Source organism: Xanthomarina arctica (assembly GCF_014638915.1).
GTDB classification, from domain to species: Bacteria; Bacteroidota; Bacteroidia; order Flavobacteriales; family Flavobacteriaceae; genus Xanthomarina; species Xanthomarina arctica.
Window position 1 is genome coordinate 284,154 of record NZ_BMFQ01000002.1, and the last position, 23,654, is coordinate 307,807.

Here is a 23,654-nt window from a genome sequence, read left to right on the forward strand (position 1 = left end):
CTTTTTATGGACGGTTTTTATTTATATATTCAATCAAATATAAGCTTTTCATTATTTTAGTTTAGGTACTAAAATAGACGTTTTTTAAGTTAATGCCATTTTAATGTTATCTTCTGTAGGCCTAATAAAAAGAAGATATAAAATAAGTAGCATGCCGTAAAACATAAAATCTTTATTTAAAAAAAGTAATAAAAAAGCGGCTCCTTCAATTACAGCCCATCTAATTAGAGAGGCACTTTGATAAAATGGGAATTTTTCTTCTAAACTCAAATTTGGATCTATATTTTTTAATTGCCTGTTATATAAAAAGTTACTCAAGAGGTAAGCGAAAATTGGAATTAATAGGAATAGGGAATTTGTTCCGTTTAGGTTTTCAAAACTAAAGTTGATTAAAGAATTTATATCTCCAACAATGGCGTAAATAATAATTAATCCAAGACATAATGCTAAATGAATAATCTTAATGGTTTTTATTTTCTCTTTCATTTTTGTTTTTTTAAATACATTCCTTTCGATTCAGGCATAGTGTCTTTAAATCCGAATTTTTCGTATAAAAATGATGCATCACCATCTGCTATCAAACTTACGTAGCAAGATTCTGGTAAGTTCATATTTATAAAATCTGATAAGTTTTTCATGATAACTTTTCCAAGACCTTGTCCTTGATGCTGAGGAAGAATGCAAATATCAACTATTTGACAAAAACATCCTCCATCTCCAACTATGCGACCCATTCCAATTATCTTGTTTTCAAATTCAATCATCATGGAATGAATGGAATTTTTTAATCCTATCTCACTCGCTTTGTCTGTTTTACTAGATAATCCGCAATCAATCCGTAAGTTTTGATACGTTTTGAGGGGGATTTTATTTTCCACTACTTTATAATTTCTCATTCAATTCTAGTTTTATCAATAAACGTACATTACGCTTTTATAAGGTTTAAATATAAAACTATTATTCAACTTATATGTATTGTGGCCACCATATAAAAACGCATAAATACGGTTTTAAGAGGCTAATTATTAAGAAAAATGAATAGAATTAAATGTTTGTAAAATTATACAAATCTTTTATAAACCGTATTTTATTATGTGGGTGATTTATAGGGCGAACTCTTTTGATGGATTAGCATTTATCTTTGTTTATATCAGCGGTTTTTAATTAAAGAGCGAAAATGAAAAACTAATTGGTTTCCAGAACTACAAGTCCAAAAGCTTCAGCACTATGAATAGAAATTGAAGAAGCACTGAGGTTTTCCACGACTAATAAGCTTCCTGTTTCTAGAATATAATTTATCTCCATAAGTTGCAATTGGATCTTACCAGAAGTGGCATATAAAAACAGGTTTTTGCAGGTCTCTTTTGGTTTTAGCTTGTAATTACTAATTGCCTCCATCGATACATGATATAATTCGATTTGAAGCTGATGGGTGGTCATAACATTAAAATCGGTGCAAGTGCCTAAAGAGGTCGTTTTCCAATCGCCACTAAAAGTGTCTACATCAAAAGGTTTGAGTTGTTTGCTGTAATGTCCTTCATGGGCAATGTTCATTTCTCCCTCCAAAATCATAAGCTTACGGTGTATTCCTGGCAAAGCCGTGAAAGTAGATTTCTCAACTTCTACTTTAGCTGTGCTTATTCTTAACTCAAAATTTCGCTCTGCATAACAAGAGTTTTTAGGTAAGATATAAAGTTGCGTGGTACTGCCGCCTGACCATTGACTGGTAAGGAACTGCTTTTGTGAGAGGATTGAAATTTTCAAAAGATTAAAGGTTTTTGTTTAATGTATTTGCCGTACCGGAATTTTGTTTTGAGTATCTACCAGAGTCAATTTTTTTGTTCTGAGTTATTAAATTGTGTTTGTATAATTTAAAGTGGCTATTATGGGCTTTATATTTGAAAGCAAGTACGAACTTTCCTTTGGTTTAACACTAAGCTAAGCATTATTTTTATGCGGTGTTATCCAACGGTTTTTTTATTTATTCATATCCGTTTTTCATACTATTCCAACTTTTAATCCATAGACTAATTGGTTTTACAGTATCTGTTTTTTTATAATATCGGTTTTTTCCATTACTTGACTTTTGTATTGCCGAATCAACTGGATATAGTCTATTGTTTTTATAAAGCCAAATAGAATCCCGAACATAAACTCTTTTAAATCCTATTTCATCCCAATCGATTATTATTTTATATGAACAAGTATTACAGTCAGTTTTGAAATCTGCAATTATTTGACCTATTTCTCCTTGTGTTTTTCCTAAATCAAAAACCTCAATTCTATCTGCTGTTTCAAACTTCTTGTAAGAATAATTCCCATCCCAAGCAGACTTAATAGAATCGAGAACGCCATTTATTTTTATATAGTTTGGTAATAAAGGATTACCATCTTTTCCAATTAGTTGAATGTTTTTATTTCCATCATTTATTTCAGTTAGTTGATTTGTTTTGGGGATTTTTGGTATATATTCAGTCAAATAAATAGAATCATTCATTTCTTTCCACAAGCCTTTGGTGTATCCATAACCAGTCATATGTCCCCAAGTTATATATTCGAAAGTACTATCAGTGTTTATTTTAATCCAATCAGAACTATAATTATTGTTTAATCGGTCTTTATATGTACCTTGAATAGAACAACTTGAAAATATGATTAACGAGGAGAAAAATCCGATTATAAATGTAAATTTTAAGTTCAAATTGTGGTTTTTCAAATGTTCAGAAACAACGCAATATAGTCTATTCTCTATATCCATGTTATCAGGCTAAGATAGCAAATCTTTGGTTCCATGAACTATTTATCAGAGACATGAGCGAGTGTTTTTAAAAGCTTCAATACAGTAATTTAGATAAAATGCGTTGTATGTCCATATTGTTTTTTTGAGGGATTAAAAAATCTTCTAAGTCTTCCTGATTGGTTATTTGTTCTGTTTTATCAATAAATCCATAACCACGATAATTGCCACTTTCAATTAAAATAAACGCTTCTTCCTGATCATGTCGACCTTCTTGTTTCAAGATTAAATCTTTAGCATGACTTTTTAAATATTCTATAGCCTCTAAGACACGACTGTTATATGGTTCAGGCAATTCTTCACCTTTACAAATGCCTTTACAAGTATCGATTTTAAAGTGATTACAGGCTGTTGTACTTTCTTGTAAATGACAAAATTTAGGACATAATTCAAACTGAATACATAATTTTTCTAAATACTGCCTGCAATCTGTAATGTTATAAAAGGTTTGAATAGGGTTAGGGGTTGCCGTTAAGGTATTATAGGCTAAATGCATGACGCCTTGTCTATCTTCATAATTAAAGATAGCATAACTTTTTGGAGCTCGTTTTGCTAATTGATTGTACTCCGGATAATGATGTTTAATAGCCGCATCTTCCATAAGTAGGGCTATAAGTTCACTACCAGATAATTCAAAATCAATATTGGAAGTTTCGCGACACATGTCTAAGGATTTCTTAGTTTTACTATAAAAGTGACTCAAAACACGCTTCTTAATGTCTTTGGCTTTACCAATATAAATAATTTTATCTTTCTTGTTTTTAAAATAATAGACGCCAGCTTTATTGGGTAAATTATTAAAAACAGTTGTTGGTAAATGGGAAGGTAATGTCGCTTCTTTTGATGTTTTTTTTAAAAAGTCATTAAAAACGGTTTCCGAATTTGGTTGATTTAATAACATTTCAAATAAAATAACTGTAGCTTCAGCATCACCTCTGGCTCTGTGTCTGTCAACAATATGAATGTTTAAAGTAGTGCAAAGTTTTCCTAAGCTATAAGATTTAAAACCAGGGAAAAGTTTTCTCGATAAACGAACCGTACAGAGTTTTTTTCTATTGAAATCGATTCCTACGTCTTTAAATTCATTTCTAATCACATTGTAATCAAAATTCACATTGTGTGCTACAAAAGTAGTGCCTTCGGTAATAGCTAAAATATCCTTTGCTATTTCAGAAAATGTAGGCGCATTGGCAACCATATAATTATCTATTCCTGTTAATGCAGTAATAAAATCTGGGATTAGTGTTTTTGGATTAACAAGAGAGGTGAACTCGTTGATAATTTGTTTTCCATCATATTTAAAAATGGATATTTCGGTAATTTTATTGCTTTGTCCAGTGGTTTCAACATCAATAATGGTATAAATCATTTCAAAGATTTTTCTAAAGATTTTAATTCTACGCCAAGCGTATTAAACATATTCATAATACTACTTAATTTTAGTTCTTCCTCGCTATATTCTTGGGTATTGATACTACAAGTAAACTCCCAAAGCTCTAATATTTCATTCATAGGAACACTGTAATCATGGTATGTTTTGTTGTCGGACATTAACAATAAAGACCCATTAAAGTCTATATTATTCATCACGCGTTTATAAACCAAACCGTCGTTTAAAGTCATTAAAACATAGGTTCTTCCAGTTTTTATATCACTTCTGTTTTCTACAAAACGTCCAATTACAAACGAACCATCTTTCATGGGTAACATAGAATCTCCTTTAATTGGAAACGCACGATGCTTGCCTGTTGGTAAAAAAGGAAGCTTTATTTTTTGAAGCTGTTCTATATATTCTGGATCATCATAACCTGCTAAATAACCAGCTGAAGCTTTTACAGGAACGACTTCTATTAAGTCTTCATTGTCGTTATCGACCGTTATAGGAAACAAAACACGCTGATTGTTTAATTCTATAAATGAAAAGTCTTTGGCTTTTGTTAAATCGTTTCTAAGTAAAATATCAATGGGGATTTTAAAATAATCTGATAGTTTAATCAGAAAATCTATGGTTGGAGCAGACCTGCTTTCTTCATAAGAACCAATGCGAGAGCGACTCACCTTTAGTTCTTCGGAAAGACCTTCTTGAGATAGTTTTTTAAGACTCCTCAAGTGTTTGATGTTTTTAGAGATATAATTCATAATACTACAAATGTAAGCAATAAATACTTAAATATGTAGCTAATTTTGTAGTGTGAAAAAAAATATTTTACATCTGGATTTAGACACCTTTTTTGTCTCTTGTGAACGGTTGATTGATAGCAGGCTTTTAAAGCGTCCGCTATTAGTTGGAGGCACAGGAGATAGAGGCGTGGTTGCGGCTTGTAGTTATGAAACAAGACGATTTGGTGTGCATTCTGGAATGCCCATGAAATTAGCCAGAAGACTCTGTCCAGAAGCAGTTGTAATTAGAGGAAACGCATCTATTTACACCAAACAATCGCATTTAGTTACTGAAATTATTAGAGAGAAAGTTCCTGTATTCGAAAAAGCAAGTGTGGATGAGTTTTATGCCGATTTAACTGGTATGGATACCTTTTTTGGAAGCTATAAATATGCTTCAGAATTACGAGAAACCATTATTCGAGAAACCGGATTGCCTATTTCTTTTGGATTATCGGCTAATAAAATTGTTTCAAAAGTGGCTACAGGCGAAGCAAAACCCAATAATCAATTACAGATAGATCATGGCTTTGAGAAATCGTTTTTAGCTCCTTTATCTATAAGGAAAATACCTTCTGTTGGCGAGAAAACATACCAAATACTTCGAAATTTAGGTGTAGACAAAGTAAGTGTGGTGCAGCAAATGCCAGTAGAAATGATGATAAGCGCTTTGGGTAAAAATGGACGTACCATTTGGGAACGGGCAAATGGCACAGATAATCCGCCATTGATTCCGTTTCACGAGAGAAAATCCATTTCTACAGAACGCACATTTACTAAAGACACGATTGATGTTGTTAAATTAAGAACAACCGTTTTTGCCATGGCAGAAAGTTTGGCGTATCAACTTAGACGAGGCGATAAATTAACGGCTTGTATTAGTGTTAAGATTAGATATTCAGATTTTAATACCTATACCAAACAACTTAAAATTCCTTTTTCGAGTGCAGACCATGTTCTTATTCCTAAAGTTTTAGATCTGTTTGATAGCCTGTTTCAACGTCGCTTATTAATTAGGTTGGTAGGGGTGAAGTTTACAGATTTAGTGAGTGGTAATTACCAAATCAATCTGTTTGATGATACCGAAGAAATGTTAAGTCTATATAACGCTATGGATACTATTAGGAATAAATATGGCGAATTAAGTATTCAAAAAGCAGGTTCTATTGGAGCAAAAACCATCGGACGTTTTAATAACCCGTTTAATGGCGAACCGCCAATAGTTTTGGCACATAGAAAACAATAATGTATTTAAATTGTCATACATATTACTCCTTGCGTTACGGTACATTTTCTGAAGTTGATTTATTAGAATTAGCACAGGAGAATGGAATCTCAACACTCGCATTGACAGATATCAATAATACCTCGGCATGTTTAAATTTCATTCAAAAGGCAAAACAATATCAGATTAAACCTGTTGTTGGCATAGATTTTAGAAATGGCGCAAAACAGCAATTTGTTGGCTTGGCTAAAAACAACCTGGGATTTCAGGAGTTGAATGAATTTCTATCAGAACATGCACCTAAAAAAATGAAAATTCCAGCTAAAGCTCCAGCATTTAACCATGCTTTTGTGATTTATCCTTTTGAGCAAGTTTTGCAACAAGAAAAAGTGATTTTTAATGGGAATGAATTTATTGGTATTTCTGTGGAAGATCTTCGGAAGCTACCATTTTCTATATATAAAGATTTTACTGATAAACTGGTTATTCAGCAACAGGTTACCGTAAGAAGTAAACGTGATTTCAATGCCCATAGATTGTTGCGAGCTATTGATAATAATATCTTGTTAAGCAAGCTTCAAAAAACGGAAGAATGTAGAGAATTGGACCGGATGTTGCCTATAAATAATCTCGAAAAAGCATTTGTGGATTTTCCGTATATTATTAAAAACACCCAATATATTTTAGATTCCTGTGGTATTCATTTTAACTTCGGAAAAGAGAGAGCATCGCAAAATCAGAATCTCTATCTAGATTCAAGAGAAGAAGATTACCAACTCCTTAAAACCTTGTGCGACGATAATTTGCATAAACGCTATTCAGATCCAAATGACAAAGTGAGAACCCGTTTGGCAACCGAATTAAAAACCATTCGAGAAATGGATTTTGTGTCCTACTTTCTAATTAATTATGATATTATATCGTATTCCAAACGTATGGATTATATTCATGTTGGCAGAGGAAGTGGTGCTAATAGTATTGTAGCTTATATTATAGGAATTACCGATGTAGACCCAATTGAATTAGACTTGTATTTTGAACGGTTTATAAACCCGTTTAGAGCCTCTCCACCAGATTTTGATATTGATTTTTCATGGAAAGATCGTGAAGATATTACCCAATATATTTTTAAACGCTTTAAAAACGTGGCATTATTGGCAACCTATAATACTTTTAAATATAGAGCTGTTGTTAGGGAGTTGGGGAAGGTTTTTGGAATGCCAAAAGAAGAAATCGATAAGTTGAGCAGTAAACGATATTCCAATGAGAATTTAGATGAGATTTCATCTTTAGTTTTAAAATATGGTCAATTAATAAAAGGCTTTCCCAACCATTTAAGTGTGCATTCTTGTGGTGTTTTAATCTTAGATAAACCCATTCATTATTATTCAGCGACAGATATGCCTCCAAAAGGCTTTCCTACGGTTCAATTTGATATGATTATTGCCGAAGATGCCGGCATATTTAAATTTGATATCTTAGGACAAAGAGGTTTGGCAAAAATCAAAGATGCCATTGAAATAATTAAAAATAACCGACCAGAATTACCTCCAATAGATATAACCCAAGTTGAGAGTTTTAAAAAAGACCCCAATATTAATAATTTGCTTAAAAGTGGCAAAGCTATTGGCGCTTATTATGTGGAATCTCCAGCTATGCGTGGCTTAATGCAAAAATTGCAAACTCAAGATTATTTGGGATTGGTAGCCGCAAGTTCCATTATTAGACCAGGAGTTGCTGGTTCTGGAATGAAACATGAATTTATAGTCAGACAACGGCATCCCGAAAAACGAAAAGAAGCCAACCCCATGTTGCTGAAAATTATGCCAGAAACCTATGGTATTATGGTATATCAAGAAGATGTTTTAAAAGTAGCCAATCAGTTTGCGGGATTAACTTTAGGTGAAGCAGATGTGTTAAGACGTGGCATGAGCGGAAAGTATCGATCGAAAGCAGAATTTATTAGTGTTGAAAACAAGTTTATTGCTAATTGTAAAGCCAAAGGCTATCCAGACACTTTGACTTTAGAGGTATGGAATCAAATAAAAAGTTTTGCAGGATATGCGTTTGCTAAAGGACATTCGGCATCCTATGCCGTTGAAAGTTACCAAAGTTTGTATTTAAAATGTTACTATCCCTTAGAATTTATGGTGGCCGTTTTAAATAATGGCGGTGGTTTTTATAGCGCAGAGCATTATATTCATGAAACAAAAATGTGTGGAGGCATTATCAATCCGCCGTGTATTAATACCAGCGATCATCCGAATATTATTAAAGGAAAAGATATTTATTTAGGGTTTGGGTATTTAAAAAGTCTGGAAGTTTTAGTGGTTAAAAGAATTTTAACCGAAAGACAACTTTATGGGAAATTTAAAACCTTAGACGATTTTATAGATAGAGTTATTATTAGCATTGAACAATTAACCATTCTTATTAGAATTAATGCCTTTCGGTTTACAAAACTATCAAAGATTGAATTGTTATGGCAGGCTATTTTTAAACTGAATGTTTCTAAAGCAAAAACTACACAATCTAAATTATTTAAAACAGAACATAAGCAGTTTAATCTGCCAACAATCAACACATCTTTTGTTGAAGAAGCTTACGATCAAATGGAATTATTAGGATTTCCGCTTTGTGATTATTTCGATTTAATTGACGAAGCTTTAAATGAAAACATCCTTGTAAAAGATTTGAATTCAAATATTAATAAATCGGTTTTGTTATATGGCGTCTTAGTTAATACTAGGTTTCATAAAGCCTCTAACGGGAAATTATTAAGGTTTTGTACGTTTACGGATAGAGAAGGCAATTATTTTGATACTGTACATTTTACTAAAGTGGTAGACAAATATCCCATCCATGGTTTAGGCGTTTATGCTTGTTTTGGAAAAGTAACAGCCTCTTTCGATTTTTGTAGTTTAGATATTATCTGGTCAAAAAAACTAGCATTAAAATCTGATCCAAGAGGAAATTGATTTTATTTTATAACTTTAATGAAATTTATAATCCATGTGTTTTCATACAAGTACCACTAACAAAACAAAAAAACTTGAAAAACATTTTAAAGTAAAACTAAGTGATGAGAAATTTCGTCCCATTTTCGATACGCCTCAGTATCATTTAAACGGATTTGCTCATCCAAATATGTTAGTGATTCCACAAGAGAAGTCAGGTCTTTTAGCTCCAGCCATTTGGGGAATCGTACCAAACAATAAAAGTAAAGATGACATCAAACCATATTATAAAGAATCGGTTAAATATGGAAGCGGATTAAATGCGCGTTCAGAAAAAGTGTTTGAACATTTTATGTATAGAGACTCTATCATGAAGAGAAGATGCATTATTCCGGTTTCAGGTTTTTTTGAACCACATGACCAAAATGGAAAAAAGTATCCGTTTTATATTAGATCTAAAGACGAAAAACCTTTGGCCTTGGCTGGATTATATACCATTATAGATACCTATATCACTTTTACAATTTTAACAAAAGATGCGTCTCCATTATTTGAGAAAATACACAACAAGAAAAAGAGACAACCCATTATACTTGATGAAGATAGAACACATAATTGGCTTTCTGTAGATTTGGAAGAAGCGGATATAAAGGATATTTTAAACTTCAATTATCCTGAAAATGCTTTAGAAACTTATCCTGTAGGTAAAGATTTATTTAGCCCAAAAATAGATAGTAATGTAGAGCGAATATTAAAACCTGAAGTATATGCAGATTTGGTTTTAAAATTATAATAGCTGTAGTTCATTTTTAATTCTTTCTGATTTTAAAAACCTAAGTGTTCAGCTTGAGGTTCTAAAATTTTAGACCTACTTGAAGATCAAATGGAAATCCTACAGTAAGGTTTCCAGTTGTATTATTGTTAAATTCATATTCCGTGCCAATAGATAGAAAAGCACTGGAAGGTTTCTCTATATTATAATTTTCTGGAAAATAAGAATATACTACTGTTCTCGCTTGCGCCCCCAAAAAAGAGGACCATCTATCCGAGTGCGCGTATTTTATTAAAACAGGAACTTCTAAAGTAACAAATTCAGGATTCCTTCTAATAGAAAGGCCATTTTGAAGCGTTAATTTATTTGATAGTGAGATGTTGTGAAAAAGACTAACATTGAAAAGATTGTCTTTAATTTCAAATGGAGATTCCTCTTGAGCTGAAACCACAGCCGTAAAAAAACATAGACATACTATTAAGGTTTTCATGTTGATACTTTTATTTGTCAATAATTTACAACGGTATATTCAAGGAAAATTACGTGCTTTAAGAATCTAATTTAGCAAATACTAACCAAATATAAAAATCTAGTTTATTTTTCTGAAGCTTGATGATTAAGATTGGTTCAAATTTATTAATTGATTTTTTAATGGTAAATTTGCAGAACCAATATATTTCATCATTAATCTTTAGTTTATGCCTTATCAGGATCTGTTTGTTCTTTTCTGGGAACAAGTAAAATTAAGTTGTCAAGAAGGCACTTTTGCTAAATTAACTATGGCAAAGACCATAGGGAAACCTAACTTGAAAAATATATTTGTCAGACCAATCTATTCTGATAATGACTTTAAGGTGCTAGTGAAATTGCGCTACCAATCTAAAGAAACTGAGGATGAAGAAAACGAGCTTACATTAGAAGATGCTTTCGTGTTTTTGAAACCATACCTTAGAACGTCTTTTTCATCTGTCCTTTTATTTACAACAACAAAGGATGTTACTTTCAAAATTAATAAGAAAGGAGCAGGTAGTATTACCGAGAATTACCCGACATTTCATAATGTTATTCAACCAAAGAGCGATTTAGAGTAACTGCAGCCTGAGTATTGGTTTTTAATTTCTTTCTAAAAACGATATGTTTTAAATCATTTTTTTAATTAGGAGTCGGGCTTTTATAATATAAAAAAACGTCTCATATTTCATCTAAGAATTGTACGGCAAACATTTAGTAGTTGAAAATAAAAAATATATTTTAACGTCTTTTTAATTATTTTTTATTTTAAAAAATCGTCTCTTTGAAAAAAAAAGATGGATCAATCCACATTGGTACAAGCCATAAACAAGCAAAAGCAGGAAATTAAGGTTTCAATAGCCTTAAAAAGGGAGTCTCAGAGATTCACCCAATTGCTTTTTAATACGTTGTTTGATCAAGGAACAGATACAGAAAAAGCTCTTTTAGAACTTGAAAACTTATTTCTTATAATTAGAGATTTGGCCTGTCCCGAAATTAAAGGGGCACCTTGTAAAAGGTGGGAAGACTTTACTCAAGTTATCCCAGAACTATTTTGTAGTTTAAAAAAAGACGCTACTGCTATCTACAATAACGATCCGGCAGCCCAATCTCTAGAGGAAGTGTATTTGGCTTATCCTGGCTTTTTTGCTATTGCTATTTACAGAATGGCGAGAGAGTTTTTTAAATTGGGATTACCACTTATACCACGACTCATGACAGAGTATGCACACCAGCTTACAGGAATCGATATTCATCCTGGTGCCCAGATTGGGAATTCCTTTTTTATTGATCATGGAACAGGAGTTGTTATTGGAGAGACCACAGAAATACATGACAATGTTAAGATTTATCAAGGAGTTACTTTAGGAGCTCTAAAAGTTGAAAAGCAACTTAAAAATAAAAAAAGACATCCTACTATTGGACAAAATGTGGTTATCTATGCCAATGCGTCTATTTTAGGAGGAAATACCATTATAGGAGAAAATAGTATAATAGGAGGGAACACGTGGTTGACAAAATCTCTTCCAAGAAAATCTATGGTATTACATACACCAGAAGTACAAATAATTACAAAATTAAAAAATCATGAAGAATAGAACCATCCTAGATCAGATAGGAAATACGCCCTTGGTAAAATCGATGGTTTTGAATACAAACCCAAATGTGAGTCTGTATTTTAAACTTGAAGGAGATAACCCTGGAGGAAGTGTTAAAGATAGAGCGGCATACAATATGATTAAAAATGCGGTGGATGCTGGAGAAATTGATGCATCAACCAAACTCATTGAGGCTACTAGTGGAAATACAGGAATTGCACTTGCCATGATTGCTGGAATCTTTAAGCTAAATATTGAATTAGTCATGCCTGAAAACTCTACAAAAGAACGTGTTCAAACCATGAAGGCCTACGGAGCAAAAGTAACTTTGCACCCAGACGGCATTGAAGGAGCGCGAGATTATACCACTGCAAAGGTTGAAAACGAAGGTTACTATACCTTTAATCAATTTGCAAATGAAGACAACTGGAAAGCACATTACAAAACTACAGGACCCGAAATATGGAGAGACACCGAAGGAGAAGTAACCCACTTTGTATCTTCTATGGGGACTACAGGAACTATTATGGGAGTTTCAAGCTTTTTAAAAGAGCAGAATAAAAATATTCAGATTGTAGGTGTACAGCCAACAGATGGTTCTAGTATTCCTGGAATTCGTAAATGGCCAACCGCTTATCTGCCTGCCATATTTGATGCAAAAAAAGTAGATAGAACGATAGAGGTAAGTCGTGATGAAGCTATAGAAATGACAAGAAGACTAGCCAAAGAAGAAGGGATTCTGGCAGGAATGAGTAGTGGAGGAGCGACTGTTGCAGCATTAAAGCTAGCAAGCCAATTAGAAAGTGGTATTATAGTAAGTATTATATGCGATCGTGGCGATCGTTATTTATCGTCGGACCTTTTTGAATAAAGAAAAGTCAGTCATATAATCGATTATCTTTTTGTTTTTTCAATGGCTTCATTATGAAGTGCCAAGTTTTATAAACAGAATTTTCGAAAGATGAGTAACTTAATAAAAGTCAAAAGCGGTTGGAACTATCTTTTACTATAAACTCATCATTTTTAGTAATTACTACATCAATGGATTCATCATAGCTAAGGTGCATTAATTCGATGGTGTATTGCTTCCAATGAATAGTGTCATACTCTTTCTCATTCGAAATTCTGTCTGTATTCTCATACATTGAAATCATCAATTCGTATTCTTTTTCTCCTTGAAAAAAAGTTAAATGACCAGATACTACGTAGGCTTGTGCATCGTTTATTGCATTTTTGTGCGAGAACCCAGTTAATTCAATAGAAAGGGAATTGTCTATTTCTGTTTTTGTATTGAGAACTAAATTAGTTATATCATTCATTGCGTTTTTTTGAGCATAGCTTGATAAACTAAAAACGAGTACTAATAAAGTAAATAATCTAGTCATATAAATTGGTTTCTCTTTTACTGCCACTGTGTTTGTATATAAATTTAGAGTTCTGTAAAAAAACAATGGAACTAATGTTATGCGGAAAAGCAAAATATTCCTTAGGAAATATATCTTTTTCGTCAAGAATAGTAAATTCTTGAATATATTTCCTTAAACGCTCAGATTTAGGTTTAAAGGTTTTATACATTTAGTTTCTTTTTAATTTCACATTACAGTTTTGTATAAAAATAGTAAAGGATTTAAAACGTACATACTTTTGAATCTAGTACTTAGTCAAATTTACCTTTTTTTATTTAACAGCAAAATTATAAGTTTGGAGGACTTTGCAAATACGAACTAAATTGGGGTTTGGCACTTAAACCTAATTATTTTTATACGTTTTTGCCAGTAGTTTTTATTTTTTTTGCACAGTCTGATGCAATTATTAATCCAGCGGCCATCATAATAATGTCTTTTAGAACCAATCTTCCTGCCCCAGATAAATATGGAAATCCATAATGTGGAGTAGGAGAATCACCTCCTAAATTTGGAACAAACACCTCTGGTGTGCTAATTAGGAAGGTTAATGTAACAATGGACATTCCAAATGTTAACAATCCACCCCAGAGTCCGATTTTTGGAAACCAAATTCCCGAGAATGTTAAAAATCCTATAATAACAATAACGCTTCCTAATCCATAAGAGAAGATATAGGTATTGTTTAATTTATGCCATTCTATATTTTTATCTACTATTTTGCCTTCTGGGTTTTTGTGTAATACGTATTCTTTAACGACTTTACCCTCTTCGTTGAGGGCTGTTTTGTCAGCGTTTTCATAAAAGAAGCTCATAAAAGGACTATTTGTTACAAAAGGAACAATGCCATCTGCTTCGTATTGATAAGCCTTGAGACCTCCAATCCAAATCATCACTATGAAAATGGCAAAACGAATAAGGTTAATAAAGTTAGTTTGACTGTTTATTAAAAAATTAAGTAAGTTATTCATAATTATAATTGTTTGACTACAAAACTATAAATTAAGAATAAGCCAAAGAATGGATTTTAGGGGATGAACAATGGATTATTTTGCCACTACCGAAATCCCTACTTTCTCACGGAAATGAGTGGGAGATAATCCAACTTCTTTTTTAAAATAACGACTAAAATAAAATTCGTCATCAAAATTTAGTTCTATTGCAACTTCTTTGACGGTTTTGAAAGTTAAGTGTAATAATTTTTTAGCTTCTAAAATAACTCGCTCTTGAATGATTTGCGTTGGTGTTTTTCCAAATTGGATTTTTATTTTTTTGCTAAATGAAGAAAGAGACATCGATAATTTATTAGCATAGAATGAAGAATTTCGCTCTTTATGAAAATGTAGTTCTAATAATTCTTGAAATATAAATAACTCATTGCTATTAGTTTGTTGTGAAAGTCTGTTCCCAAGTTGATCATCTTTTTCACTGCTGCATATTGCTAAAATAAGCTGTAGATAAGACTTTAGAATAGATTTTGAAAACCGTTTATTGGCTTCGACTTCTATTTCCATTTTATCTATTAGTTGGACTATTTCTTGAAATTTAATATTATTAAGTGAAATATAAGGTTGTAAATAAATATTATTAAATAATAATCCATTACATGCAACTTCTTTTTTGTGGTACTCAATACAATAAAAATCTCCGTGAAATTGTAGTAATTTAACTTTCGAAGAAGTAGAACCATGCCATTTTAAATTTTGATAAGGAGAAAGGAATAAAATAGACTTCTGTTTCGTTTTATATTTTACAAAATTGACAGAAAAATGTGATTCATCATCCAATAAAATAATGGAATAAAAGGGAACATTATAATTTTCGAATAAATATTTGGATTCTATGAATTGTATTGAAAACATTTTTTTGAATTATTGGCAAGAAAGGGATGTATTCTCTATATCCAGCTTATATAATGCTAAGATAGTAAATCTTAAGTTTTATGATTGATCTATTGGCTAGCCTAGAGTTTCTACGTAAAGAATTCAAAAAAAAAGCTACTGATTCTAAATCGCTTTTTTGAGAGTTTAAAAAATATTTTAAAATTTGGTTATCCTGAAAGTGGTTTAGATGCATTTTCAGTGAGTAAATATTTGTTTAGTCCTAAAATTGATAGTGATGTGGAGAGGATTTTGGAGTCAGAATTATATGAAGATTTGATTTTAAAACTATAACACCGTACAATAACCGTACAACTAATAGAAATAAAAAACCCTAACTAATTGATTTTCAATTGTTAGGGTTTGTTTAAAGCGGAGAAAGAGGGATTCGAACCCCCGGAGGTGTGACCCTCAACAGTTTTCAAGACTGCCGCATTCGACCGCTCTGCCATTTCTCCTTGAGTGTCTTATCAGGTATTCCCTGAATGCGGTTGCAAATATATAAACTATTCTTTAAAAGAAAATGTTTTTTTTGAAAAAAAAGTATTTATTATTAAAACACTTTTTAAGCTTTTGAAAGACAATATATTATGCTAGGAATTAATAGAGTTTTGGTCTAATTCTACCATTTTCATTGTCCCTTGTGTTTTAAATAGTGTATGTCAACTATTAACTTTATCCAATATATATACTATGTGTTCTCTTGTTTTCTTTCCCTTTCCAATAATTGTATAAAAGTAGCTCTTTACATAGGGGATAGGTCTCAACAAAAATATCACTAAGGGATTCCTAGGCATGTCCTTCATTAAATACGACACACAGTTACGAATATTTAATGAGCTCCGATTATAATGTTTCAGAAATAGCAAATATGGTAGGGTATAACAGCTTACCTACATTTAGTAATACCTTCATGAAAATTATGGGGAGGCGACCTTCTGAGTATAGAAAAACCAATGAGATTTACTGAGAAACTTCTTTCAAACCTATATCTTTGTCAATCTAAATAGATTAAGTTGGATATCATAGAAAAATTGAATTGGCGTTATGCCACTAAATCATTTAACCCTTCAAAATTAATTCCTGAAGATCAAATGAAGGTGCTTTATCAGGCATTTAATCTAACAGCGACTTCTTATGGCTTACAGCCCATTAAATTAGTAGTGCTTAAAAATAAAGAGTTGCAATCTGAAATGGTGAAACACGCCATGAATCAACCTCAAATTGGTCAAGCATCTCATGTATTGGTTTTTTGTATTGAAACGACTATAGATGAAGAATTTGTCTTAGAATATTTTAATAGAGTTCATACTTTAAGAAATACATCAAAGGCCATTTTAAAACCATTCCGAGATTTTTTAATTTCAGATTTTGAAGGAAAACCACAAAACGAAATAGAAAAATGGGCAACCAATCAAGTTTATTTAGCCATGGGTAATTTACTAACTGTTTGCGCAATGGAAGGTATAGATTCTTGTCCTATGGAAGGATTTGATTCTAATGCTTTCGATGAAAAACTGCATTTGGCTGAACAAGGTTTGAAATCTGTTTTGCTTTTACCTATAGGTTATCGCTCCGAAAACGATATGTTTTCAGAATTTAAAAAGATAAGAAAACATATTTCCAATAGTATTATAGAATTGTAATTTTAGAATTTATAAAATAAAAAGACATGCCAGGATTTGAATTATTTGGTGATAAAGAACGAAAAGAATTAAACGATGTTTTAGACAACGGTGTTTTAATGCGATATGGTTTTGATGGCATGAGAAATGGTCATTGGAAAGCCAAAGCATTGGAAACGGCATTAGAGAGTCAGCTTCAAGTAAAACATGCGCAATTAGTTTCTAGTGGCACGGCGGCTGTAACTGTTGCCATGGCTAGTGCCGGAATTGGAGCAGGAGACGAGGTTATTATGCCAACATTTACTTTTGTTGCAAGTTTTGAAGCTATTATGATGCTGGGTGCAATTCCCGTTTTGGTAGATATAGATGATACCTTAACACTATGTCCTAAAGCAGTATCAAATGCCATTACGCCAAAAACAAAAGCCATTATGCCAGTACATATGTGTGGAAGTATGGCAAATATGGATGCTTTACAGGCTATCTGTAAAAAGCATAATTTAATTTTAATTGAAGATTCTTCTCAAGCAACAGGTGCTACTTATAAAGGGAAACCTCTTGGGAGTATTGGAGATTTAGGATGTTTGTCCTTAGATTTTGTAAAAATTATTACAGCTGGAGAAGGTGGAGCAGTTCTAACCAATAACGAGAAGTTTTATACCCATGCCGATCATTATTCAGATCATGGACATGACCATAAAGGCTCTGATAGAGGTGCAGAAACACATCCATTTTTAGGTTATAATTTTAGAATTTCAGAATTGCATGCGGCTGTAGGTTTAGCTCAGTTAAGACGTTTAAACGAATTTGTTGCTATTCAAAAAATAAACTATAACATCCTTCGTGAAGCACTTTCAAGAATTCCTGAAATAACTTTTAGAACAGTTCCTGCTGGAGGAGAAGAGAGTTATTCTTTCTTAAGTTTCTTTTTACCAAATTTAGAAATTACCAGAAATGCGTCGAATGCTTTAAAAGAAGCAGGAATTGATGCTTGTTTTCATTATTTCGATAATAGCTGGCATTATATTAGAGAGTGGAAACATCTTAAAGACTTAAAGTCCTTGTATCCTATTTCATCTGAAGTTAAGGAAGGTTTAGAGTATCTTCAAACAAAAACCTTCGAGCAGTCTGATCATTATATTGCCAGAAATATTTCATGTTTAATAAAACTGTCTTGGACAGAAGAACAGGTTAAAGAGCGTGCTCAATTAATGGTTAAAGCAATTACTTCTGCTTTAAAATAGGTTATATAAAACATTTTTGTAATTTTAAGTGACTAATTCAGCTTAGTATGAGTCACTTAAGATTACTTTTATTGTTTCTGTTTCCAATGGTTGTTCTATCTCAAAGCAATAAACAAATTGCATTTAGAGAATTGACAGTAGAGCAAGGTTTATCTCAAAATAGCGTTGTAAGTATAGCTCAAGATAGCCTAGGTTTTATGTGGTTTGCCACCCAAGACGGTTTGAATAAATATGATGGTAGAAAATTCACCCACTACAATTTTCAATTTGAGGATGTAACAAGAACAACTTTCAGCAAATTAGGGAAGATTTATGTGGATAGATTAGGTGTTCTATGGATAATAAGTAATTCTGGAATTCTTCAAAAGTATCATCAAATTACCGACGATTTTCAGAAACTTCAGAAATTTAAAAATTCCAGTGTTATTTTTCAAAATAAGCAATTGGATTATTTTGTTGGCACTTTTGGAGAAGGTCTGTTTCAGATTGATAACAAAACGAAAGACACCACACAAATTCTACAAGGTTTAGATAAAAGCATTGATATCTATGATCTTATTCAAAGCAAGAATCAAATTGTTGGAGCCACTTCAAAAGGCCTTTTATATCTTGACGGCAAGAATTATAAAATCAACCAACTCGTAAATTTTGAAGATACTAATTTCAGTTCTTTGGCTATCTCTGAAAATGAAACTATTTATCTAGGAAGTTTCGGAAATGGATTGTTTATTAAATCGGCTATTGACGACAGCTTTAAACAGTTCGAAGGGTTTTCTTCGAAACTCTTTCCTACCAATCTAATTATTCAGGATATATTAGTAGATAAACATCAAAATATATGGATTGCTACTTATGACCAAGGTGTCTATATTATTAATTTTAAGCAACGGTCTTATCAGCATTTTCTTGCTAATAAAAACGATCCATATGCATTGCATTATAATGATGTTTTAAACTTGTTTGAGGATTTTACTGGCACTATTTGGTTAGGAACAGATGGCGCAGGTTTAAGTTATTTTGATGAATATCTAGTCAAATTTAATGTCTTGACTAATAAGCAAATGGCCAAGGATGTCCATGTGGATGTGATACGTGCCATAACCGTAAAGGATAATGACATTTGGCTTGGAACTTCAGGCAAAGGACTTACAAAAATTAACACAAAAACGAATGAATTAGTAACATTAACAGCTGAAAATTCGCAACTGAAAGGAGATAGAATTATGAGCCTGATGGTTTTTCAAGACGGTTTGTGGATTGGCCATCAATCTGAAGGCCTTCAAAAGTTAATAAATACAGATGAAATAATCTCATTTCCAGAAACCGAAACATTAACCATTTGGAAAATTTATGAAGCTTCCAAAGATAAATTATGGTTATGTACCAGGAATCAGGGATTAATTTTATATGATATAAATAAAGGGATAGAACAAAAATTCGATTCACAGAATTCAAATTTAACCTCCAATAATATTCGGACCATAGAAAAAGGAGACGCATCAATTTTTTGGATTGGAACAGAAGATGAAGGCTTATTTAAATTAGACATGCGGACTAATTTTATTGAAAAAATAGATTCTATTTCTCATCCCATAAAATCATTAATTTTCAATAATAAAACTCTTTGGATTGGCACCAATGGTAATGGTTTGTTAGAATATCATGTGGAAACAGGCCAAACAACAACCTACACTAAGGAACAAGGTTTACCCAATAATGTTATTTATGGGATTTTACCAGATAATCAAAATAATCTATGGTTGAGTTCTAATAAAGGGATTTCAAAATTTAGTATGTCAAACAGTGAAATTGAAACCTATAGTAATTATGATGGATTGCAGGCTTTTGAGTTTAATACAGGAGCTTATTATAAAGATGATAAGAACATCTTGTACTTTGGGGGTTTGGAAGGTTTAAATTGGTTTAATCCTAGTCAGTTGGTCTTTAACCCAACAAAACCAAAAACGATTATTACAAATTTTGATGTTTTTAATCAACCTAGAGATTTAGAGAATCATCTAGAATTAAAATATAAAGAAAACACTGTCACGTTTACATTTTCCTCCTTACATTTTTCGCAACCAGAGAGGAATGAATATAAGTACAGACTTATAAATAATGATCCCGAATGGATTTCTTCAGGAAATACCAACGTAGCCCATTATACAAATTTACCTTCAAACACCTACAAGTTTGAAGTGATTTCAAGCAATTATGATGGCGTATGGAATACAGTACCAGCAACTTTTTCTTTTACTATTTTAAAACCTTGGTATGCTACCAATTTAGCTAAATTTATATATGTTCTGTTAGGCGTTTTATTTGCTTTGGGCTTTTACAAGTATTTAAAATGGCGTTGGCATATTAAAAATCAATTGCGTTTAGAGCATGAAGAAACCGAGCGTCTAAAAAAAATAGATGAATTTAAAACCAAGTTATACACTAATATTTCACATGAATTTAGGACACCACTCACTTTAATTTCCGGCCCAATAGATAACCAATTAGCAAAACCAGAATTATCGAAAAAAGATAAAAAAGAATTATCTCTGGTTAAACAAAATGCTGATAGACTACTTAAACTAGTTAATCAGATGCTTGAATTATCTATGCTGGATTCCGGGCAGATTAAACTAAAAGTATCTCAAGATAATTTAAGCGTTTTATTAAGGCAGATTGTTAGCGCTTTTCAATATAAAGCAAATAAAAATGCCACTAAAATAAACTCTAAAATTCAGAATTTAAATGATGCTTGGTTTGATAAAGATATTATTGAAAAAGTCATTTCAAATATGTTATCCAATGCTGTAAAATATGCTCCAAAAGAAAGTGTTATTCAGTTTGAAGCCAATCAGCAAGAAGGGATGCTTGTTGTTTCCATTATTAATGAAACGCAACATGTAAGCAAAACAGATTTAAGCAAGTTGTTTCAACGTTTTTATCAGGATAATCAATTGTCTGAAGGTGTAGGTGTAGGTTTAGCCTTGGTGAGAGATTTAGTAACTTTATCTAAGGGCACTATTATTGCTAATAATATAGCTCATAATAAAATTCAGTTTACCATATCGCTTCCTATTAATAAAGCAGCTTTTAATGAAGAAGAATTAATTATTAAAGCTGTTGAAATAAAAAAACAAGATGTATTTGAGGAAAATTTAGTTTTATCTTCAGATACTCCGACACTTTTAATTGTAGAGGATGAAACGGATATTCGATCATTTATTGTATCCATGTTTAAAAATGACTATCACATTATTGAAGCTAGAAACGGGAAAATAGGAGTTGAAAAGGCTCAGAAAAAACTTCCAGATTTAATAATTAGTGATATTATGATGCCAGAATTAAATGGTATTGAATTATGTCAAGCTATTAAAACTAATGAACTTACTAGTCACATTCCTGTTATTTTACTAACAGCAAAAGTAGGCGAGGAGAATGAAATTGAAGGTTTGAAAATTGGAGCAGATGCCTATGTTACAAAACCGTTTAATGGCGAAAAATTAAAAATTAGGGTTGAAAAACTAATTGAAAGCAGACTAAAACTTCAAAAGCATTTTAGTAAATCTTTAAGTATTAATCCCGAATTGGCTATTACCTCAACAGAGACCGAGTTTTTAAAACGTTTACAATCTGTTTTAGACAAACATATTACCGATCCGGAATTTACTAGCGATGCTTTTAGTAAACATATGCATATAAGCAGAACGCAACTTCATAGAAAATTAAAAGCCATTACAGGAATGACTGCAAGCGAGTTTATACGTTCTCAACGATTAAAATTGGCTGTAGAACTTCTTAAAAAATCTGATGCTACCATATCTGAAATAGCCTATCAAGTAGGTTTTAATACACCATCTTATTTTATAAAATGTTTTAAAGAAACTTACGGTAAAACTCCTAACGATCATAATTCTAGGAGTTAGCAAACAAGCCTATCTCATTTTTCTGAAACATATCTTCTAACCTTTGAAACATATCTAGCATTCAAAGGCTGTATTTCCATATACTTTTATCACTCCTTAAAGAATAGATTAATGAAACGTATTTCAAATAGCCAAAAAGAAGATGAAGACGCTAAAATTTATTTGAACATCGATCATCTTAAAAACGGGCAATACGAACTACAGATTTTACTAAACAACAAAGTTGTAAAATCGGTTAAGATTATAAAGTGAAAAATGTCTTCAAGTAATAGATACTAAAGGATGGTACTCTTATTTGTATGATACCCTTTATCAATAGCAAAACAAAATTTGAATAAATTAACAAAAACGGCAATTTAAAAGTATAAAATATGAAAACGAAATTAATTGTAGTGATCACAATTTTTATATTTCAATTCTGTAAAGCACAACAATCACAAACTGCTTTACTTCAAGTTGAAAACTATAACAAAGGCGAATTAGAACTTAAAATAACGTCTTTTGGTGATAATAATCCAATAACCATTGGTAAAGTTCTGGCAGACGGAACAATCTATTTTAACTGGTTAGCTGCAGACCTAAGCAATATTAATGGAAATGACTATATGACGAGGTCAATTAAAAACTTCTATGGAGGTAACTTTTGTCAGGATCCTAACGTTGTTGTCACCAATGAAAATACAACTCTAGTAGAAATTAAATATATCTATTTATTTAAATACGGCCAAGCAGTAGGAGCCATTATACCCTCTACACAAATAGATGTAGAACATAATAATGATCAATTAGGGAGCACCATTAATTGGATTTATAGTGATTCTGATACTAATGTTAAGGCACATTGTACCGAAAATAAAGCATGGGAAGACCTATATGATTTTGATCAAACGATAACTTATGAACTTAAATTGAAAAAAGGTTTTAATCTGGTATCAAATACTTTAACAGCCATTGAGGAATGGGATACGGAGGAAGAAAAAGGGAGTTTGCCAAGATCCAGAATCATTCAATCGTTAGATCAAATTCCTGGCAACCTGCATTGGCAATTAAAATATTGGGCAAATGACGAGGCATTAGAAATTGAACAACAACTTGTTAAGTTAAAACCAATAACAAAACAACAGTATGAAAGTTGGTTGCCAAAAAAGTTAGGAAAGTTAAAACGAACTAACTATGAAATTGGTAAAGCAATAGAGCGGATACCAAACAAAAATAATGTAAATCTCCTTTTTGAAAAAGACGCACAAACAATAGATCTCACTATTATAGATTGTGCTGGTAATAAAGATGCAGTAGGTGCATATACAATGATTATGAATATGCTAAGTCGAGATTGGAAGGATAAAACCAAAACAGGTTACAATAGCGCTACAGAAATGGATGGTAAACGTGTAATGACAGAGTATAATGAAAAAGAAGCTAAAACAACACTTAACTATAATGCAAATAAACGATTTATAATTAAAGCAGAAGCAACAAACATGAATCCAGAAGAAATTTGGGAGCATTTAAAAACCTTAAACCTTAAAACACTTAAACCTTAAAACACTAAAACACTAA

22 protein-coding genes and 1 tRNA gene are annotated in these 23,654 nt (G+C 31.9%); 12 read left to right on the plus strand and 11 right to left on the minus strand.

All coding sequences use genetic code 11. The features are described from left to right. Positions 1 to 84 precede the first annotated feature (84 nt). The 6 genes from IEV77_RS07470 to IEV77_RS07495 all read right to left on the minus strand — a co-directional run bounded on the left by IEV77_RS07470 (position 85) and on the right by IEV77_RS07495 (position 4,936). Positions 85 to 486 carry an MFS transporter gene (locus tag IEV77_RS07470; protein WP_188463412.1) on the minus strand — a complete coding sequence of 134 codons (402 nt, stop codon included), beginning with the start codon at positions 484 to 486 and terminating at the stop codon, positions 85 to 87. After that, the gene (locus IEV77_RS07475) at positions 483 to 896 is read right to left on the minus strand and encodes a GNAT family N-acetyltransferase (RefSeq protein ID WP_188463414.1); all 414 of its coding nucleotides are present in this window, start codon (positions 894 to 896) and stop codon (positions 483 to 485) included. Before IEV77_RS07475 ends, IEV77_RS07470 begins: the two co-directional genes overlap by 4 nt. 289 nt (positions 897 to 1,185) lie before the next feature. Further along, entirely contained in the window at positions 1,186 to 1,764 is a 579-nt protein-coding gene (locus tag IEV77_RS07480) for a HutD/Ves family protein (RefSeq protein WP_188463416.1), read from the minus strand. A gap of 217 nt (positions 1,765 to 1,981) precedes the next feature. After that, entirely contained in the window at positions 1,982 to 2,701 is a 720-nt protein-coding gene (locus IEV77_RS07485) for a hypothetical protein (RefSeq protein ID WP_188463418.1), read from the minus strand. Positions 2,702 to 2,834: 133 nt separating this feature from the next. Further along, complete coding sequence (locus IEV77_RS07490) at positions 2,835 to 4,166, minus strand: exonuclease domain-containing protein (RefSeq protein ID WP_188463420.1); 1,332 nt, start codon at positions 4,164 to 4,166, stop codon at positions 2,835 to 2,837. Further along, positions 4,163 to 4,936, minus strand: a complete 774-nt coding sequence (locus IEV77_RS07495) for an XRE family transcriptional regulator (protein ID WP_188463422.1) — start codon at positions 4,934 to 4,936, stop codon at positions 4,163 to 4,165. The genes IEV77_RS07490 and IEV77_RS07495 overlap by 4 nt, the downstream gene beginning before the upstream one ends. A gap of 52 nt (positions 4,937 to 4,988) precedes the next feature. Here IEV77_RS07495 and IEV77_RS07500 point away from each other — a divergent pair, with 52 nt between their 5' ends. From IEV77_RS07500 to IEV77_RS07510, 3 genes are read left to right on the plus strand one after another with little or no spacing between them, the layout of a single operon-like run. Then, positions 4,989 to 6,203: a DNA polymerase Y family protein gene (locus tag IEV77_RS07500; RefSeq protein WP_188463424.1), complete on the plus strand. Its 1,215-nt coding sequence runs from the start codon at positions 4,989 to 4,991 to the stop codon at positions 6,201 to 6,203. After that, positions 6,203 to 9,160 carry a DNA polymerase III subunit alpha gene (locus IEV77_RS07505; RefSeq protein WP_188463426.1) on the plus strand — a complete coding sequence of 986 codons (2,958 nt, stop codon included), beginning with the start codon at positions 6,203 to 6,205 and terminating at the stop codon, positions 9,158 to 9,160. The genes IEV77_RS07500 and IEV77_RS07505 overlap by 1 nt, the downstream gene beginning before the upstream one ends. Positions 9,161 to 9,194: 34 nt before the next feature. Next, positions 9,195 to 9,932 (plus strand): SOS response-associated peptidase, encoded by a 738-nt coding sequence (locus tag IEV77_RS07510; protein ID WP_188463428.1) that lies wholly within the window; start codon positions 9,195 to 9,197, stop codon positions 9,930 to 9,932. Between the two features lie 61 nt (positions 9,933 to 9,993). On the opposite strand, the gene IEV77_RS07515 is transcribed toward IEV77_RS07510, so the two are convergent. Beyond that, positions 9,994 to 10,401, minus strand: a complete 408-nt coding sequence (locus IEV77_RS07515) for a hypothetical protein (RefSeq protein WP_188463430.1) — start codon at positions 10,399 to 10,401, stop codon at positions 9,994 to 9,996. Between the two features lie 208 nt (positions 10,402 to 10,609). Between IEV77_RS07515 and IEV77_RS07520 the strand changes: the two genes are divergently transcribed. The 3 genes from IEV77_RS07520 (at position 10,610) to cysM (ending at position 12,890) form a co-directional block, all read left to right on the plus strand. Further along, on the plus strand, positions 10,610 to 11,002 hold the full coding sequence (locus IEV77_RS07520) for a hypothetical protein (RefSeq protein WP_188463432.1): 393 nt from the start codon (positions 10,610 to 10,612) through the stop codon (positions 11,000 to 11,002). 216 nt (positions 11,003 to 11,218) lie between these two features. Beyond that, on the plus strand, positions 11,219 to 12,019 hold the full coding sequence (gene epsC, locus IEV77_RS07525; protein ID WP_188463434.1) for a serine O-acetyltransferase EpsC: 801 nt from the start codon (positions 11,219 to 11,221) through the stop codon (positions 12,017 to 12,019). Then, positions 12,009 to 12,890: a cysteine synthase CysM gene (cysM, locus tag IEV77_RS07530; protein WP_188463436.1), complete on the plus strand. Its 882-nt coding sequence runs from the start codon at positions 12,009 to 12,011 to the stop codon at positions 12,888 to 12,890. Before epsC ends, cysM begins: the two co-directional genes overlap by 11 nt. A 109-nt stretch (positions 12,891 to 12,999) precedes the next feature. Here cysM and IEV77_RS07535 read toward each other — a convergent pair whose 3' ends face one another. From IEV77_RS07535 to IEV77_RS07550, 4 genes are all read right to left on the minus strand, one after another. Beyond that, the gene (locus IEV77_RS07535; RefSeq protein WP_188463438.1) at positions 13,000 to 13,404 is read right to left on the minus strand and encodes a hypothetical protein; all 405 of its coding nucleotides are present in this window, start codon (positions 13,402 to 13,404) and stop codon (positions 13,000 to 13,002) included. Between the two features lie 374 nt (positions 13,405 to 13,778). After that, positions 13,779 to 14,393 carry a DUF417 family protein gene (locus IEV77_RS07540; RefSeq protein WP_188463439.1) on the minus strand — a complete coding sequence of 205 codons (615 nt, stop codon included), beginning with the start codon at positions 14,391 to 14,393 and terminating at the stop codon, positions 13,779 to 13,781. Between the two features lie 75 nt (positions 14,394 to 14,468). Beyond that, positions 14,469 to 15,284: a helix-turn-helix domain-containing protein gene (locus IEV77_RS07545; RefSeq protein WP_188463441.1), complete on the minus strand. Its 816-nt coding sequence runs from the start codon at positions 15,282 to 15,284 to the stop codon at positions 14,469 to 14,471. Positions 15,285 to 15,675: 391 nt separating this feature from the next. Further along, positions 15,676 to 15,760, minus strand: a tRNA-Ser gene (locus tag IEV77_RS07550). Between the two features lie 413 nt (positions 15,761 to 16,173). Here IEV77_RS07550 and IEV77_RS07555 point away from each other — a divergent pair. The 6 genes from IEV77_RS07555 (at position 16,174) to IEV77_RS07580 (ending at position 23,638) form a co-directional block, all read left to right on the plus strand. After that, positions 16,174 to 16,272 (plus strand): helix-turn-helix domain-containing protein, encoded by a 99-nt coding sequence (locus IEV77_RS07555; protein WP_229736655.1) that lies wholly within the window; start codon positions 16,174 to 16,176, stop codon positions 16,270 to 16,272. 46 nt (positions 16,273 to 16,318) lie between these two features. After that, positions 16,319 to 16,948: a nitroreductase family protein gene (locus tag IEV77_RS07560; RefSeq protein WP_188463443.1), complete on the plus strand. Its 630-nt coding sequence runs from the start codon at positions 16,319 to 16,321 to the stop codon at positions 16,946 to 16,948. A gap of 26 nt (positions 16,949 to 16,974) precedes the next feature. Further along, on the plus strand, positions 16,975 to 18,171 hold the full coding sequence (locus IEV77_RS07565; RefSeq protein ID WP_188463445.1) for a DegT/DnrJ/EryC1/StrS family aminotransferase: 1,197 nt from the start codon (positions 16,975 to 16,977) through the stop codon (positions 18,169 to 18,171). Positions 18,172 to 18,218: 47 nt separating this feature from the next. Continuing rightward, positions 18,219 to 22,094, plus strand: a complete 3,876-nt coding sequence (locus tag IEV77_RS07570) for a response regulator (RefSeq protein WP_188463447.1) — start codon at positions 18,219 to 18,221, stop codon at positions 22,092 to 22,094. A gap of 111 nt (positions 22,095 to 22,205) precedes the next feature. Beyond that, positions 22,206 to 22,346 (plus strand): hypothetical protein, encoded by a 141-nt coding sequence (locus tag IEV77_RS07575; RefSeq protein ID WP_188463449.1) that lies wholly within the window; start codon positions 22,206 to 22,208, stop codon positions 22,344 to 22,346. Between the two features lie 119 nt (positions 22,347 to 22,465). After that, positions 22,466 to 23,638: a hypothetical protein gene (locus IEV77_RS07580; RefSeq protein WP_188463451.1), complete on the plus strand. Its 1,173-nt coding sequence runs from the start codon at positions 22,466 to 22,468 to the stop codon at positions 23,636 to 23,638. The last annotated feature ends 16 nt before the right edge of the window (positions 23,639 to 23,654 follow it).